The sequence below is a fragment of the Crassaminicella profunda genome, assembly GCF_019884785.1.
GTDB classification, from domain to species: domain Bacteria; phylum Bacillota; class Clostridia; order Peptostreptococcales; family Thermotaleaceae; genus Crassaminicella; species Crassaminicella profunda.
In genome coordinates, this window is sequence record NZ_CP082326.1 from 3,746,892 (window position 1) to 3,764,594 (window position 17,703).

General features: G+C 36.8%; 9 protein-coding genes, 4 tRNA genes and 3 rRNA genes. 2 read left to right on the top strand and 14 right to left on the bottom strand.

Features of this window, described 5'->3' with window-relative positions:
- The first annotated feature begins 83 nt into the window (after positions 1-83).
- Complete coding sequence (cls, locus tag K7H06_RS17310; protein ID WP_223040067.1) at positions 84-1,700, top strand: cardiolipin synthase; 1,617 nt, start codon at positions 84-86, stop codon at positions 1,698-1,700.
- A gap of 36 nt (positions 1,701-1,736) precedes the next feature.
- Here cls and yfcC read toward each other — a convergent pair whose 3' ends face one another.
- The 12 genes from yfcC to K7H06_RS17370 all read right to left on the bottom strand — a co-directional run bounded on the left by yfcC (position 1,737) and on the right by K7H06_RS17370 (position 14,318).
- Positions 1,737-3,269, bottom strand: a complete 1,533-nt coding sequence (gene yfcC, locus K7H06_RS17315; RefSeq protein WP_223037274.1) for a putative basic amino acid antiporter YfcC — start codon at positions 3,267-3,269, stop codon at positions 1,737-1,739.
- 142 nt (positions 3,270-3,411) lie between these two features.
- Positions 3,412-4,950 (bottom strand): AAA-type ATPase lid domain-containing protein, encoded by a 1,539-nt coding sequence (locus K7H06_RS17320; protein ID WP_223037275.1) that lies wholly within the window; start codon positions 4,948-4,950, stop codon positions 3,412-3,414.
- 93 nt (positions 4,951-5,043) lie between these two features.
- On the bottom strand, positions 5,044-6,219 hold the full coding sequence (gene iadA, locus K7H06_RS17325; RefSeq protein ID WP_223037276.1) for a beta-aspartyl-peptidase: 1,176 nt from the start codon (positions 6,217-6,219) through the stop codon (positions 5,044-5,046).
- A 310-nt stretch (positions 6,220-6,529) separates the two neighbouring features.
- A complete protein-coding gene (typA, locus tag K7H06_RS17330; protein WP_223037277.1) occupies positions 6,530-8,344 on the bottom strand; it encodes a translational GTPase TypA in 1,815 nt (604 codons plus the stop codon).
- Between the two features lie 114 nt (positions 8,345-8,458).
- Positions 8,459-8,549, bottom strand: a tRNA-Ser gene (locus K7H06_RS17335).
- An 11-nt stretch (positions 8,550-8,560) separates the two neighbouring features.
- A tRNA-Leu gene (locus tag K7H06_RS17340) sits at positions 8,561-8,644 on the bottom strand.
- Between the two features lie 112 nt (positions 8,645-8,756).
- Positions 8,757-8,832 (bottom strand) — tRNA-Val (locus K7H06_RS17345).
- Positions 8,833-8,839: 7 nt separating this feature from the next.
- Positions 8,840-8,956 (bottom strand): 5S ribosomal RNA (rrf, locus tag K7H06_RS17350).
- Positions 8,957-9,121: 165 nt separating this feature from the next.
- Positions 9,122-12,048: ribosomal RNA gene (locus tag K7H06_RS17355) — 23S ribosomal RNA — on the bottom strand.
- A gap of 175 nt (positions 12,049-12,223) precedes the next feature.
- Positions 12,224-12,299, bottom strand: a tRNA-Ala gene (locus tag K7H06_RS17360).
- Positions 12,300-12,372: 73 nt separating this feature from the next.
- A 16S ribosomal RNA gene (locus K7H06_RS17365) occupies positions 12,373-13,898 on the bottom strand.
- The 16S, 23S and 5S rRNA genes sit together here with 4 tRNA genes alongside, the layout of an rRNA operon.
- Before the next feature lie 252 nt (positions 13,899-14,150).
- Positions 14,151-14,318, bottom strand: a complete 168-nt coding sequence (locus tag K7H06_RS17370) for a hypothetical protein (protein WP_223037278.1) — start codon at positions 14,316-14,318, stop codon at positions 14,151-14,153.
- Positions 14,319-14,723: 405 nt separating this feature from the next.
- On the opposite strand from K7H06_RS17370, the gene cobO reads away from it, so the two are divergent.
- Positions 14,724-15,239, top strand: a complete 516-nt coding sequence (gene cobO / locus K7H06_RS17375) for a cob(I)yrinic acid a,c-diamide adenosyltransferase (RefSeq protein ID WP_223037279.1) — start codon at positions 14,724-14,726, stop codon at positions 15,237-15,239.
- Positions 15,240-15,288: 49 nt separating this feature from the next.
- Here cobO and K7H06_RS17380 read toward each other — a convergent pair whose 3' ends face one another.
- Both K7H06_RS17380 and K7H06_RS17385 read right to left on the bottom strand, forming a co-directional pair.
- Positions 15,289-16,731 (bottom strand): serine protease, encoded by a 1,443-nt coding sequence (locus K7H06_RS17380; protein WP_223037280.1) that lies wholly within the window; start codon positions 16,729-16,731, stop codon positions 15,289-15,291.
- A 278-nt stretch (positions 16,732-17,009) separates the two neighbouring features.
- Complete coding sequence (locus K7H06_RS17385; RefSeq protein WP_223037281.1) at positions 17,010-17,696, bottom strand: anaerobic ribonucleoside-triphosphate reductase activating protein; 687 nt, start codon at positions 17,694-17,696, stop codon at positions 17,010-17,012.
- Positions 17,697-17,703 lie beyond the last annotated feature (7 nt).

The window sequence follows — 17,703 nt, forward strand, 5'->3', positions numbered from 1 at the left end:
AATCAATTTTAAGATAAACAAATAAGTTGAATTTACGTATAATAATAATATAGTTATATTTGGGTGAGAGATGGGTGAATGACATGAATATAAAATATAAAAATAAAATATGGATATGTGTTGTCTTAATCCTTATCCTCTTTACACTTTGGGGCAATGCTTTAAGTATTCAAGAACAAGGATCTTTCAAGCTATCAACTTTTAAAACCAATATCTTAAATGATGTATTTTCAAAACAAGATTTCATTTTAGTAATAGAAAAACTCAAAGGATATATTGGCACTGTATTTTCTATCTATTCCATATTTATTGCTATCATCATCTTTATGGAAAATAAAAATCCTTCAAAGACAATTGCATGGCTATTAGTGCTTGTATTAGTTCCTATTGTTGGTTTTATACTTTACTTATTTATGGGCCAAAATGTTCGCAAAAAAAATATTTTCAAAAAGAAAAAAAATCGAGATTTTCCCTATTTTGAGCAAGTAGCTTCTATTCAACGAGAAGCCATAAAAGATAAGGAATTATTTAAAAATGACGAAAGCTTTGTGAAAAAAAGACTTATTAGTTTAATATTAAACAATTCCAAAGCTCCTTTTACAGTTAACAACCACTTAAAAGTCTTAACCAATGGTAATAAAACCTTTTCATCTATAATTGAATCACTACGATTGGCTCGTCATCATATTCACCTAGAATATTTTATTATAAAGGATGACCATATTGGTGGAACTATAAAAAAAATTCTTATGGAAAAAGCTAAATCAGGCGTAAAGGTAAGGGTAATCTATGATAGTGTAGGAAGCTGGAGATTAAGCAAAACTTATTTACATGAAATGAGAAGTGCAGGTATTCATATTTATGGTTTTTCCCCTGTAGTTTTCCCTATTCTTAGCAGAAAACTAAATTATAGAAATCATAGAAAAATCATCGTAATAGATGGTAAAATAGGATTCTTAGGAGGACTCAATATTGGAGATGAATATCTAGGAAAAGATCCTTATTTAGGTTTTTGGAGAGATAGTCACTTAAAGGTTGAAGGAGAAGCAGTTTATGGTCTTCAAAATATTTTTTTGATGGATTGGCTATTTACTACAAAGGAAGAAATTGATTTTAATGAAAGATATTTTCCAAAGCTCTCTTATTATGGAGAACAATTAATGCAAATTGCTGCAAGTGGACCTGATTCCGATTGGGAATCTATCATGCAAGCCTATTTTTCCATCATTTCTTCTGCTGAGAATCGTATATGGATTAATACCCCCTATTTTGTTCCAGGAGAAAGTATTCTCATGGCTCTAAAGACAGCTGCATTAAGTGGGGTAGATGTAAGAATTATCTTACCCCATAAACCAGATCATAAAACCGTTTATTGGGCTTCTATGTCTAATATAGAAGAATTATTAGAAGCAGGTGTGAAAATTTATCTATATACAAAAGGATTTATCCATGGAAAAATAATGCTTGTAGATGGTGTTGCTGCGTCTATTGGTACAGCAAACTTTGATATAAGAAGTTTTCAAATTAACTTTGAAGTAAATGGCTTTATCTATGATGAAAAAATCGTCTTAGGAATGGAAAAAAATTTTTTAATAGATATAAACGATAGTAAAGAATTAAAACTAGAAGAATATTTAAAAAGACCTATGATCAATAAAATAAAAGAATCAACAGCAAGGTTGTTTTCCCCCTTATTATAAAAAATAGGAAGTACCTAATAGTACTCCCTATTTTTTCTAATTAAATCCTATCATTACTGCTCCAATCATGAAAATTGAAGCAAGTATAAATAAGATTCCTTGGAATTTAATTTGGAACTTAGCCCATTTACTCCAATCCAGTCTTGCAACAGCCAACATTCCCATTAAGCAACCTGAAGTTGGTACAATAAGGTTCGTAAAACCATCCCCAAGTTGGAATGCAAGTACAGCAACCTGTCTTGTTACTCCTACTAAATCAGCAAGAGGTGCCATCAAAGGCATAGTAAGTGCAGCTTGACCTGAACCAGATACTACAAAGAAATTAAATACAGATTGGAATACGAACATAAACCATGCAGAAATAGTTGCTGGCAAACTTCCTATTGCATTTCCTATTGCATGAAGAACAGTATTTAGCACTGTTGGTGTTGTAGGATCTGACCCTCCAAGAACAAGTACGATTCCCTTGGCCATACCAACTACTAATGCTGCCCCAAGTAAATCCTTAGCTCCATCTCTAAAGGATGATGCAATATCATTTACCCTCATATCATTTAATTTAAAAATGATAGCAATAATTCCTGAAACAATCCCCATTACAAAGAATTGAGTAGCAATTTCAGGAAGATAATATTCATATTTCATTACACCATAGATCACCCAAATCATACCTAAAAATACAGTTAATAAAACTAATTTATGACCAAATTCAAATTTTACTTCAATATTTTCTTTACTTTTCAAATCATCTCTATAATAGGCATCTGATTCGTAAGAAAGAGATAAAGTAGGATTTTTTTTGATCTTTTTAGCATATCTCCAAGTATATACCACCCCTAAAGCTGTGAAGAATACCCACATAAAGAATCTAAATCCAGCTCCTGACATAACAGGTACTCCTGAAACCCCTTGAGCAATGGCAACACTAAATGGATTCATCCATGAGGTTGCAAACCCTATCTGAGTTGCCGTATAAGTAATCATAATCCCTGTTATGGCATCATATCCCATAGCAATCAATATGGGTACAAGAATCATTGCAAAAGGAATAGCCTCTTCCCCCATACCAAACACTGCTCCACCGATAGAAAATAATACAAATAATATTGGTATGATAGCGCTTTCCGCACCCTTTGTCTTTTTGATCATTTGAAGCATTCCCGCTTCTACTGCACCCGTTTTTAATATGATTCCAAATGCACCACCAATCACAAGAATGAATGCAATAACACCTACTGCTGATCCCCATTTACTACCACTAACCATCCCTTCAAATGTATAGTTTACAACCCCTACACCGCCACCTGGTTCAAACCATTTAATACCATTTTTCACTGTCTCTCCAGCATCATCCGTTAAAATTCTAAAACTCTCAGGAATGGGTACAGTTCTTGATTTTTCTACCCCCTTGTAGACATACGTTATGTCTTTGGTATCAAACTGCCCAACTGGAATTAAATAAGTTAAAAGTGCTGCAAATAGCACTACAAAGAAAATGATTACATACGTATCAGGCATTTGCCAAGTTCTGTTCTTATTCTTCTGATTTTTTTTGTTTTCTGCTGCCATATAAACTCCCCTTTCTCTATATACTCATGTTGAATTTATTTTACGACTATTTATACAAGCAATTTCTATGCCAAGGTGCTGAAAGGGGTTTTTTTTGATTTTCAAAACTGAATATTCTTTAATGGTTAATTAATGGGTACCATTAACCACCATTATACGCCATTAAATCCATTAGAAATTCTCTTCCTTTCTCGCTTAATCGTGTTCCGTGTTTCCCTTTATTTTTAATAATCAATCCCATTTTTTCTAAATTTTCAAGTCTAGAACGCATCTGATATTTTGTCATTTCATATTCTGTTCCTATTGTTTCTTTGCTCAATTTTTCTCTGCCAACGATTTCGCCATTTTTGTTTAATAAATATATTTTTTCTAGTATATATCTTTGTTCTGCATTTAAATCCATTTCCATATGTTTATTCCTATGATTATAGTCATTAGGAATAATTCCTTGAAAAAATCCTTTATCTGGTATATCTTTTAAAGTCAGATTCCTTCCTTCTCTAACAGCTAGCATATATGTCAAAGTATTTTTGAGTTCCCTTACATTACCATACCAATCATACTTTAATAGTTCATTCATTACCTCATAAGATATTTTTATATCTTCTGTAGTTTCAACTTTTATAAAGTAATCCATCAGCTTTGGAATATCAATTTTTCTCTCCCTCAAAGGTGGTAGATGTATATATCCCATCTTTAGTCTATAATATAAGTCTTCTCTAAATTTTTTCTCTTTTACTATTTTTACTAAATCCTTATTGGTTGCTGCAATGATAGAATCATCTTGAGGAAGGCAAAATTTATTTACAAAAACCTCTAGATTATTCAGTTCAAAGATTTTTCCCTCAATCATGCTTTTATCCATTAAAAATTCTAATAAATTTTTATTATAAACTACATTTTTAACACTTTTTCCTATGATCTTTCTGTATGAGACTTTCAACAATTTTTTTAAATTTTCATTAAAAACGCTTATATTTCCATTTTTCCCGTAAACAAGCAAACCATCATTTAATCCATCTATCACTAAATGTAAATGTTTATTTAGTTCTAATACTTTGTTCGTTGAGTTTGCAAGCCTCTTTGCAATATTAATAATCTTCTCCAAGTATTTTTGAGAAAATATACCTGCTTTTTCATTCAATATACCCAATCTATTCAATATTTCCGTTATGGTTGTAAAGTCCATAATCCTCGCTCCTATATCATAGGTCTTTTCTATAAATGTAGGTACCTTGTCTAATTCTCCAGGGGTTATGGCAATATAAACTTCTTTAATAGGTTCTTTTATTCCTGGATAATAGGGAATATAATTTAGATCATCAATTCCTATACTATTTAGTATTTCAATACTTTCATATGTGGATTCTGGGTCATCATTGACTAAAAGCACATCCGTATTCGGTGGAAGTAAGACAATTTTATCAATAAAATCATAGCTAACAATTCTTTTAGCAACTATAATTTCACAAGTAGTATCTAATAACTTGAGTACTAATAAGTCATTTTTTATAGCTTCACTTGATAATACAACCAAATCATCTCTTATCATTTGATCAATACCCGTTTCTACAGCATAGCTATTGATCGAAACCATATCCGATACATATTCCTTTAGCTGCTTTACCAAAGTCTCTCTAGTCTCTTCTGAACCAGCTACAAGCGTAATACTCTTTTTCATTCTTGTACCACCTCTAACTTTATAATAAAATGCTGGATAATATGTGATTTATTATATATTATCCAGCAAATAAATTTTTACTCTTTTTAATTTTTATCTCTCAAATGTTCCTTTTACTAAAATCTCTTTATTAAGAATCATTGTTTTTCCCATGGCTATTACTGTATCTATCTCTAAATTATCTTTGTTCAATAATACAATATCTGCGTCTTTTCCTTCTTCAATATATCCTTTTTTAGAAAGTTTTAGTACATCTGCAGGATTGGCAGTAATTACTCTAATGGCATTAGATAAATCCACCCCTTCATCTATGATGGCATCTCTAACTTCACCATATAATGATGTTACCTTTCCTACCTGAAGTCCCATAAATTGACCCTTTTCATTAAAATTAGGAAGACTTCCTTGGCCATCTGATGTAAAGGTAATATTTTTTATAGAAATGCCCTTATCAAGCATGATTTTTAGTCCCTTACTACATTTCATTTCTCCTTCTTCTAAGTCCTTCTTTGTAGTACTTGTTGTAAAATCCACTATTCCACCTTTTTTACCATATTCTATAGCTCTATTAAATAATTTTTCATTTCTATTCATATGGGTTGGTATGAATTGGCTTATAGGAACCTCTGTTTTCTCTACAATTTTTTCAATAAACTCAACCGTTCTTTCTCCATCACCCATATGGATATTTACCACACCTGCTTTTCCAGATAAAATCCCACCTACTCTTGCTTCTCCAGCAAGTTTTGCTATATCTTCAATACTAGGCTGTGAAGATCGATGGTCTGATAGTGCAATCTCTCCAACTCCAATAACCTTATCAAGAAGAATAATATCATCCTGAATACTTCCTGTAAGGGTTCTAATAGGTACCCTATAAGAGCCTGTATAAACATAAGTACTTATTCCTTCTTCTTCTAACCCCTTTGCTTTTGCTAATAGATTCGTCATGGTTCTAGTAGTTCCATCTGTTCCCAAACAGCCAACTACTGTTGTAACTCCTCCTGTAGTAATGTCTGTAAGCTGTATTTCTGGAGTTCTTGTTTTAAAGCTTCCTTCTCCACCTCCACCACAAATATGAACATGAGAATCTATAAATCCAGGTACTACAATTTTTCCAGTAGCATCAATTACTTGAATATCTACAAAATTTTCAGGTAACTGTACATGATCTAAAATATACCCAATCTTCTCTCCTGTTATTAAAATATCTTTTTTCCCAATATAATCAGGTGTGTATACCTCTCCACTTTTTATTAGTTTTAACATAGAATAGCCCCTTTCTATTTATGATCTTCTTTTTTATAATATGTAAAAGTATTCTTATTAAAAATCAATGCATAGTCCATGCCAAATCTTTTCATTTTTATTAACAATTATTGAATCTTTTCATAAAAAATTCGCATTATGCTATTCTCTATGCTCATCTCGCCAACAAAAATTCAAAACTTACTTTTGAATTTGACCTTGCTCAAAGCTACCCAAGCAATTATACTTTGTAATAGTTATCCACAATTTTGAAATTTTATAATTTCCTGTAACATAAAAAACCCATTTGAAAAATCAAATGGGTTTTTTGTTATTTTCTATTGAATGCTTTTGCACGCATTTCTTTATTTAATATTTTCTTTCTTAGACGAATACTTTCTGGTGTCACTTCCACCAACTCATCTTCAGAAATAAATTCTAATGCTTGCTCTAAAGACATTGGTAGTATTGGAACAAGTTTTATTGCATCATCAGATCCAGAAGCACGTACATTGGTAAGCTGCTTACGTTTGCAAACATTTACAACAATATCTCCTGCTCTAGCATTTTCTCCAACGATCATGCCCTCATAAACTTCAGTGTTTGGCCCTATGAATAAAGCACCTCTATCTTGTGCATTAAATAACCCATAGGCTACAGCCGTACCTGTTTCAAAGGCTACTAAAGACCCCTTTGTTCTAGCAGGAATCTCACCTTTATAAGGCGCATATCCTTCAAATACATGATTAAGAATTCCCGTTCCACGTGTATCTGTCATAAATTGAGAACGATAGCCAATAAGACCTCTTGCAGGTATACTAAACTCTAATTTTACCGTGCCATTGACATTGGTAATCATATTAGTCATTTCACCTTTTCTTTGTCCTAATGTTTCAATAACCGTTCCTACATACTCTTCTGGTACTTCAATCGTTGCTTGTTCTATAGGCTCACATAAACAGCCATCCACTTCTCTAAGAATTACCTCAGGTCTTGATACAGATAATTCATATCCTTCTCTTCTCATATTTTCAATTAAAATAGAAAGATGTAATTCTCCACGACCTGAAACTTTGAAAGAATCTGCAGAATCTGTTTCTTCTACACGTAGGGATACATTAGATAAAAGTTCTCTTTCTAATCTGTCCTTTAGATGTCTGCTTGTTACAAATTTTCCTTCTCTACCTGCAAAAGGGCTATTATTTACAATAAAATTCATAGCCAAGGTAGGCTCGTCTATCTTTACAAAAGGTAATGGGTCTACTTTATCTGTTGAACAGATTGTTTCCCCAATATTTATATTATCATTTCCAGCTAGACAAATAATTTCTCCAAACTGTGCTTCATTTACTTCTTCCTTCTTTAGTCCATTGAAAGTATAAAGTTTGCTCACTCTAAAGTTTGTAAACGTTCCATCTGAACTGCATAATACAACTTCTTGATTTTTTTTAATAGATCCTCTACTAATTTTTCCAATACCAATTCTACCTACATATTTATCATAATCAATAGAAGAAATTCTAACCTGAAGTCCATCCTCTAATTCCCCAACGGGTGCTGGCACTTCTTTTAGGATCATATTATAGATAGGAATCATATCTTCATTTGTATCTTCTAATTGGTACTTTGCAATTCCTGATTTTGCTGAAGCATAGATCACAGGGAAATCTAATTGTTCATCATCTGCATCTAGCTCAATAAATAAATCTAATACTTCATCTAAAACTTCTTGTACTCTTGCTTCAGGTCTATCAATTTTATTTACAACAACAATAGGTTTTAATCCTGAATCTAAAGCTTTTCTTAATACAAATTTTGTCTGAGGCATAGGTCCCTCAAAAGCATCTACTAATAACAACACACCTTCAACCATTTGCATGATTCTTTCTACTTCTCCACCGAAATCAGCATGTCCAGGAGTATCTACCACATTAATTTTTACTCCATCATAAGTAATAGATGTATTTTTTGAAAGGATGGTGATTCCTCTCTCTTTTTCTAAATCATTAGAATCCATTACTCTTTCTTCTACCTGCTCATGGCTTCCAAAAGTTCCACTTTGCTTTAACATTTCATCTACTAACGTAGTCTTACCATGGTCAACATGGGCAATAATTGCAACATTTCTTATATTTTCTTGAATCATCCGAAACTTCCTCTCAAATAAATTAGTAACATGTTATTTTATCATAAAAAAGGTTAAATGTCGTAAAATCATGAAAAAAGATACCTATCTTCCTGACAGGTATCTCTCATATACTGGCGGAGAAGGCGGGATTCGAACCCGCGCACCGGTAACCCGGCCTAACGGTTTAGCAAACCGTCCTCTTCAGCCTCTTGAGTACTTCTCCACATAATAAAATGGTGCGGGTGGAGGGACTTGAACCCCCACGCCGTAAGCGCTAGATCCTAAGTCTAGTGCGTCTGCCAATTCCGCCACACCCGCATGCTACAATCATCCAAATTTGGTATGAATAGAGTACTCAGGAACTTCAGTTTCTGAGTTTCATTTTTACTTGTTAAATAATGATAGCTAATATGTTTATATTAACTAAAATTGGTGGGCGTAACAGGGTTCGAACCTATGACCCCCTGCTTGTAAGGCAGGTGCTCTCCCAGCTGAGCTATACGCCCCAATTTAAACCAGCGACGACCTACTCTCCCAGGCAGTTACCCGCCAAGTACCATCAGCGCTGAAGGGCTTAACTTCTGTGTTCGGTATGGGAACAGGTGTGACCCCTTCGCTGTAGTCACTGGATGCTGCAATCCCCCAAATTTTATATTTGGTGTGATTGTAGTACTAAGAAACAAATGCGTTTCTTAGTTTCATTAATTTAAAACTCTATATTATCTAGAAGTTTTAGATTAATGGATTACATTGATTGAGAATTTATACTCTCAAAACCAAACAATGCATATTTTATTGGTCAAGTCCTCGACCTATTAGTATCGGTCAGCTTAAGACATTACTGCCCTTACACCTCCGACCTATCAACCAGATAGTCTTTCTGGGGTCTTACTAGCTTAACGCTATGGGAAATCTTATCTTAAGGGGGGCTTCGCGCTTAGATGCCTTCAGCGCTTATCCCGTCCATACATAGCTACTCAGCTGTGCCACTGGCGTGACAACTGATGCACCAGAGGTATGTCCATCCCGGTCCTCTCGTACTAAGGACAGCTCCTCTCAAATTTCCTGCGCCCACAGCGGATAGGGACCGAACTGTCTCACGACGTTCTGAACCCAGCTCGCGTGCCTCTTTAATGGGCGAACAGCCCAACCCTTGGGACCTACTACAGCCCCAGGATGAGACGAGCCGACATCGAGGTGCCAAACCTCCCCGTCGATGTGGACTCTTGGGGGAGATAAGCCTGTTATCCCCGGGGTAGCTTTTATCCGTTGAGCGATGGCCCTTCCACTCGGAACCACCGGATCACTAAGCCCGACTTTCGTCCTTGCTCGACCTGTATGTCTCGCAATCAAGCTCCCTTCTGCCTTTGCACTCTTCGCGCGATTTCCGACCGCGCTGAGGGAACCTTTGGGCGCCTCCGTTACTCTTTAGGAGGCGACCGCCCCAGTCAAACTGCCCACCTGACAGTGTCCCAAAGCTGGATTCACAGCTTATGGTTAGAACTTCAGTATTACAAGAGTGGTATCCCAAGGATGACTCCACACACACTGGCGTGCATGCTTCGACGTCTCCCACCTATCCTGTACATGTAATACCAAAATCCAGTGTCAGGCTACAGTAAAGCTCCACGGGGTCTTTCCGTCCTGCTGCGGGTAACCGGCATCTTCACCGGTACTACAATTTCACCGAGTCTATTGTCGAGACAGTATCCAAATCGTTACGCCTTTCGTGCGGGTCGGAACTTACCCGACAAGGAATTTCGCTACCTTAGGACCGTTATAGTTACGGCCGCCGTTTACTGGGGCTTAAGTTCGGTGCTTCGATTGCTCTAACACGTCCCCTTAACCTTCCAGCACCGGGCAGGCGTCAGCTCCTATACATCGTCTTTCGACTTAGCAGAAACCTGTGTTTTTGCTAAACAGTCGCTTGGATCTATTCTCTGCGGCCACCTCGGGCTATAAACCCTAACGTGGCACCCCTTCTCCCGAAGTTACGGGGTCATTTTGCCGAGTTCCTTAACAATAGTTCTCTCGCTCGCCTTAGGATTCTCTCCTCACCTACCTGTGTCGGTTTACGGTACGGGCACCTAGATCTAACTAGAGGCTTTTCTTGACAGCGTGGAATCAGTAAGTTCGCTACTTATATTTCGCTCCCCATAACGCCTCAGAATTGTTAAGACGGATTTGCCTATCCTAACTTCCTAAACGCTTAGACGCACACAACCAACGGTGCGCTTAACCTATCCTTCTGTGTCACCCCATCGCTCAAACGATTTTCGGTGGTACAGGAATTTCAACCTGTTGTCCATCGCCTACGACTTTCGTCCTCGGCTTAGGTCCCGACTAACCCTGAGTGGACGAACCTTCCTCAGGAAACCTTAGGTTTTCGGCGGGCAGGATTCTCACCTGCCTCTCGCTACTCATGCCAACATTCTCTCTTGTATATAGTCCACTGCTCCTTACGGTACAGCTTCAACCCATATACAATGCTCCCCTACCCATACCAAACGGTATGCCGTAGCTTCGGTGACAGGTTTGAGCCCCGGTAATTTTCGGCGCGGGATCACTCGACTAGTGAGCTATTACGCACTCTTTGAATGAATGGCTGCTTCTAAGCCAACATCCTAGTTGTCTATGCAATCCCACATCCTTTTCCACTTAACCTGTACTTAGGGACCTTAGCTGACGATCTGGGCTGTTTCCCTTTCGACCATGAATCTTATCACCCATAGTCTGACTCCTAAAGTTATGATTACGGCATTCGGAGTTTGATAGTCTTCGGTAACCGGTGAGGGCCCCTAGGACATTCAGTGCTCTACCTCCGTATCACTACCTTTAAGGCTAGCCCTAAAGCTATTTCGGGGAGAACCAGCTATCTCCGAGTTCGATTGGAATTTCTCCGCTATCCACAAGTCATCCCAGCCTTTTTCAACAGACATGGGTTCGGTCCTCCACGAAATTTTACTTCCGCTTCAACCTGCTCATGGATAGGTCACCCGGTTTCGGGTCTACGGCATACAACTAAAATCGCCCTATTAAGACTCGCTTTCGCTGCGGCTCCGTTACAAAATAACTTAACCTTGCTGCATACCGTAACTCGTTGGCCCGTTCTACAAAAAGTACGTGGTCGTTCATAAAAAGAACTTCCACTGCTTGTAAACATAGGGTTTCAGGTTCTATTTCACTCCCCTCCCGGGGTTCTTTTCACCTTTCCCTCACGGTACTATACGCTATCGGTCACTAGGAAGTATTTAGCCTTGGGGGGTGGTCCCCCCAGCTTCCCACAAGGTTTCACGTGTCTCGTGGTACTCTGGAGTATACTCGAAAGTCTTCTTGTTTCATCTACAGGACTGTTACCTTCTTCGGTGGGTCTTTCCAGACCTCTTCGACTACAATAGCCTCTTTCTTAATGAGTATATCCACAACCCCTAAAGAAAATTCTTTAGGTTTGGGCTCTTCCCCTTTCGCTCGCCGCTACTCAGGGAATCGAGTTTTCTTTCTCTTCCTCAGGGTACTTAGATGTTTCAGTTCCCCTGGTATGTCTCCTATCTACCTATTTATTCAGTAGATGGTACTTAGGTATTACCCTAAGTGGGTTCCCCCATTCGGAAATCCCCGGATTAAAGCTTGCTTGCAGCTACCCGAGGCTTATCGCAGCTTACCACGTCCTTCATCGACTCCTAGTGCCAAGGCATCCGCCCTATGCTCTTTATAACTTGACCATGCTTCAATTACCAAAATTTTATATTTTGTGTAATTGGAGTACTAATAAACTTTACGTTTATTAGTTTCATTGCTCTTGATTCTCTCAGATTAATTGTAGTATTAATCTTTTTATATATGCATTGTTTAGTTTTCAAAGTACAAAGTTAAATCCTCTCTTTCGAAAGGTTTTAATGGTGGAGACGAGGGGGATCGAACCCCTGACCCCCTGCGTGCAAGGCAGGTGCTCTCCCAGCTGAGCTACGTCCCCGTACCAGAGTTTCTGAAAGATCATTTGATCTTTCAAAACTAGACAGTGTAAGAAACAAACCTATTCTCCTTAGAAAGGAGGTGATCCAGCCGCACCTTCCGATACGGCTACCTTGTTACGACTTCACCCTAGTTATTGAATTCACCTTCGGCAGCTTCCTCCAAAAGGTTAGATAGCTGACTTCGGGTGCCCCCAACTTCCATGGTGTGACGGGCGGTGTGTACAAGACCCGGGAACGCATTCACCGCGACATTCTGATTCACGATTACTAGCAACTCCAGCTTCATGTGGGCGAGTTGCAGCCCACAATCCGAACTGAGACTGGCTTTTAAGATTGGCTCCAGATTACTCTTTCGCTTCCCGTTGTACCAGCCATTGTAGCACGTGTGTAGCCCAAAACATAAGGGGCATGATGATTTGACGTCATCCCCACCTTCCTCCGAGTTATCCCCGGCAGTCTCTCTAGAGTGCCCATCCGAAATGCTGGCAACTAAAGACAAGGGTTGCGCTCGTTGCGGGACTTAACCCAACATCTCACGACACGAGCTGACGACAACCATGCACCACCTGTCACTTTGTCCCCGAAGGGATTTCCCCGATTAAGGGTAATGCAAAGGATGTCAAGTTTTGGTAAGGTTCTTCGCGTTGCTTCGAATTAAACCACATGCTCCGCTGCTTGTGCGGGTCCCCGTCAATTCCTTTGAGTTTCAGTCTTGCGACCGTACTCCCCAGGCGGAGTGCTTAATGCGTTAGCTGCGGCACCGAGGTTCGACCCCCGACACCTAGCACTCATCGTTTACGGCGTGGACTACCAGGGTATCTAATCCTGTTCGCTCCCCACGCTTTCGTGCCTCAGCGTCAGTTACAGTCCAGAGAGTCGCCTTCGCCACTGGTGTTCCTCCTAATATCTACGCATTTCACCGCTACACTAGGAATTCCACTCTCCTCTCCTGCACTCAAGCCAATAAGTTTCCAAGGCTTACTACGGTTAAGCCGTAGCCTTTCACCCCAGACTTTATTGGCCGCCTACGCACCCTTTACGCCCAGTGATTCCGGATAACGCTTGCCCCCTACGTATTACCGCGGCTGCTGGCACGTAGTTAGCCGGGGCTTCCTCCTAAGGTACCGTCATTATTCTTCCCTTAGGACAGAGCTTTACGACCCGAAGGCCTTCATCGCTCACGCGGCGTTGCTGCATCAGGCTTTCGCCCATTGTGCAATATTCCCCACTGCTGCCTCCCGTAGGAGTCTGGACCGTGTCTCAGTTCCAGTGTGGCCGATCACCCTCTCAGGTCGGCTACTGATCGTCGCCTTGGTAAGCCTTTACCTTACCAACTAGCTAATCAGACGCGGGTCCATCCTATACCACCTGAGTTTTGACTCATGTATCATGCGATACTAGAGTTTTATCAGGTATTAATCCCGGTTTCCCGAGGCTATCCCTGTGTATAGGGCAGGTTACCCACGCGTTACTCACCCGTCCGCCGCTTTCCACTCTTTAAATCACCCGAAGGATCATTAAAGAGCTTCACGCTCGACTTGCATGTGTTAGGCACGCCGCCAGCGTTCATCCTGAGCCAGGATCAAACTCTCAAGTATAAAAGTTTTGAATTGAACGTTTTGGACTTTTATAGTCCATATTTCTGGCTTAATTTCTTACACTGTATAGTTTTCAAAGATCAAACTTTTTTCTAAGAATCAATCACCATTTGGCGACTTAATCATCTTATCATTTTTGATTTGTGCTGTCAAGCACTTTTTTTTATTTCCATCACGCATTGCTCATACGTGACAAAATATACTTTACCACATTTAAAGTTGCTTGTCAATTTTTTTTGAAATATTTCTTTTTTATCCTCTTCTAGGTTCATAATGATCTTCTTCATAATCAAATTCATATTTCTTCATAGTTGATTTATTGGTAAAAGAATTTTTCTTCTGCATACTCTTTAATCGATCATAGTCATCTTCTTCATAGTCAAAATCTCTTTTATAAATATTTTCTTTATATTTTTTCATATTTATTTCCTCCTAAATATTATCATTAAATATTATTCACCATTCCATCTTATAAAATCCAAAGGGCTTACCTATCCCTCAACAAAATAGTCTCTTACAATTATAGCAAATTTTTTATTCCTCTGTGAAATACTTTTACAAAACTCTTGAATCACCATTAAAGATTTTCTTTTTATTTATGATCAACCCTATCGTCTTATCCTTATATTTTGTGTTAAAATTATATATGTAGATAAAAAATTCGCATTTAGCTAACGGCATATGCTCATCTCGCAAGTTTTATTACAAAACCACCCTTTTGTAATAAAACTTACTCAAAGTGGTTGAACATTTGATTTTTCAATCATAAGTTATCCACAAATTTTAAATTTTATAATTTCCTAAAGAACGAAAGGGGTGCCTCCTATGGAAAAAGGATATATTCATGTGTATACGGGAAATGGAAAAGGAAAAACCACAGCAGGACTAGGTCTTACTTTAAGAGCCTTAGGGGCAGGAAAGAAAGTTTTCATTGCTCAATTTGTAAAATCTATAGAATATAGCGAACTAAAAATTTTAAAAAACTTAGATCATGTTCATGTATCACTCTATGGACATGGTTGCTTCGTCACAAAAGAACCTGCAAAAGAAGATATCTTAGCTGCACAGGAAGGTTTAGAAAATGTAAGGAATATCTTAAAAAGCCAAAAGTATGATTTAGTGATTTTAGATGAAATTACTATTGCTATATTTTTTAAGCTTCTTTCTACTCAAGATGTATTATCTTTACTAGATGATAAGCCTGACCCTACAGAGTTAGTGATTACTGGAAGATATTGTCCTGCAGAGATTATAGAAAAAGCTGATTTAGTAACAGAAATGAAAGAAATCAAGCATTATTATACCCAAGGGGTTTTAAGTAGAGAAGGAATTGACAAATAAATTTAATCTAAAAGGGCACATGGATTTTAATTTTCCATATGCCCCTTTTTTATATAGCATTTAATATATTCCCAGCAAATTGTTTGATATATTGATCAGGTACAGCCATATTTAGATTTTGTCCCTCTAACCCTGATGTTGTAATTCCTACTAGCTTTCCATACATATTAATCAATGCACCTCCTGAACTTCCTGGAGAAATGGGGGCTGTTATTTGGACCATTTTTATATCATCAAAATTTCTAAAACCTGATACAATACCGTCTGAAATAGTATTGAACAAACCTAAAGGGCTACCTATTGTTACAATCTTCTGCCCTCTTACCAAATCTAAGTTCTTTTCATTTACTTCAATAGGTTTTGTTCTCCTGTCTACCTGTATTAATGCTAAATCATAATCCGTATGATATTTGATAATATTATATGTCATGTATTCATTTTCATCATTTTCAAAAACTACACCAAAGAATGCACCTTTATGTACTACATGAAAATTCGTTATCATAAATCCATCATTACTGATTACAACCCCTGAACCTCTTCCAATTAATTGTTTTTCCCCATCATATACATTAATCATCACTACTGATTCTGCCAACCTTGCAATTTCTTCATAACTTTTTTCACCCTGATTCTCTGCATTTGAATGGTCTTTATTTATTTTTCTCTCAAAATTTATAGATCTACCCTTTTCCTCCCTAGCTGTTTGTACTTTAGGTAAATAATTTATTTTCTTCCTATGATTACCTACTGTAAATGGAATGATTGTAGCATGTATTTTTTTACCCCTTGCAGCATTTGAATAATTATTTATTTGAGGAAGTAACTGTTCTATATCTTCTTTAGGATTAATATAGAGTACATCGCACCCTATTTTAGATAATAATATCAAAAAGTACAGCTCATGTTCTTTAATTTCTCCATAAAATACAACTTTGTGAATAACATCCATATTCCCTATATTTTCAAACAGCTGCTTTAAATATTTGTTCATCCATAATAATAATTTGACTCCAAAGTTTTTTCTAATTGTTTTACTTTTACCTATATTATTGACATCATACAAATCCATTATTTCTTTAAATACTAACTTTTTCGTCCATTCTAAGCATTCATTTTTTATTTCATACCCCATATTCAAGTTAGATAATGGATATAGACTTTTATAGTTCTGATTTTCAAAGTCCATATATTCATCCATGACCCTCTTCATTTTTTCTACTTCATTTATGTCTAAAGCTTTTTCTAACCCCTTTGTAAATAAAATATAATTTCCTTGCATGGATTGCAAATACTTATCTAGTTCTTTCAATTCATGAATATACTCATTCTCATGCTCATTCATTCCTATTATTCTGCAAAAAAGAACTGATTTATTAAGACTTCCCTTTAAAGATTGACTTCTTTCATGGTTAAAAGTACATTTCATGTCTTTAAAAGGTTTTTCAGTCTTCATTATTATAGTTTTCAAAGGCTTTGCTTTTATAATCATTTTGCTTCACTCCAAAAATTCGAAAATTTATATCCTTATTTTATCATTTTTGGATTTAAAAAACTGCAAAATGAACTCAATTTTATCAAAATTAGTTTGAAATTGTCATTCATTGTAATGCAATTCATCGAGATTATCTGGTATGACCTTGATCTTCCTGATTCAAATAGACTAAACATATTCAAACTTTAGTGAAAAATCAATAGTGTATTTTCCATATGTTTAAGATTTAATTAAAATAACAAATGCCCTCCTTTCACATGAGAGCATTTGTTATATCATTTTCGAATTTTAAAAACTTCAAAATATCCTTCTAATTCTTTTTCTATCTCTTCTAACGTTTCTATATCATAGGGATGTAGCTTATTCTCTCCTACTAATACGGTTTCTCCATCCCTAAAATTTTGTATAGAATACCTTTTACTACCCTTTAAATAGTTTGCAATCTCTAAAATATCTTCTTTGGTTAATAACTCTTTGCACACAGTTGTCCGAAATTCATAATCTATATGTGAATTTCTTAGAAGATCAATCGTATTCTTTATAGCTTTTATATCTATATTCGTTCCTATAACCGTTTCATATTTATGAAAGGGCGCTTTTATATCCATGGCTACATAATCTACAATCTTTTCGTGGATCAGCCTTTTGACTACTTCTGGATTACTTCCATTGGTATCTAATTTTACTAAATACCCTGTATCCTTTACTCTTTTTGCAAAATCATATAATCCTCTATGTAAAGTTGGTTCCCCCCCAGAAATACATACAGCATCTACAAATTTTTTCCTCTTTTTTAGAAAAGCAAATATTTCATCATGGTCAATGGTCTCCCCCTGGCCTTTGACCAAATGATAATTATGACAATATTTGCATAGCATATTGCAATTTGAACAAAAATAAACGATGCTAATTTTATCAGGATAATCAATAAAAGATGCTTTTTCTTGCCCTATAATGTTCATGTTCAAC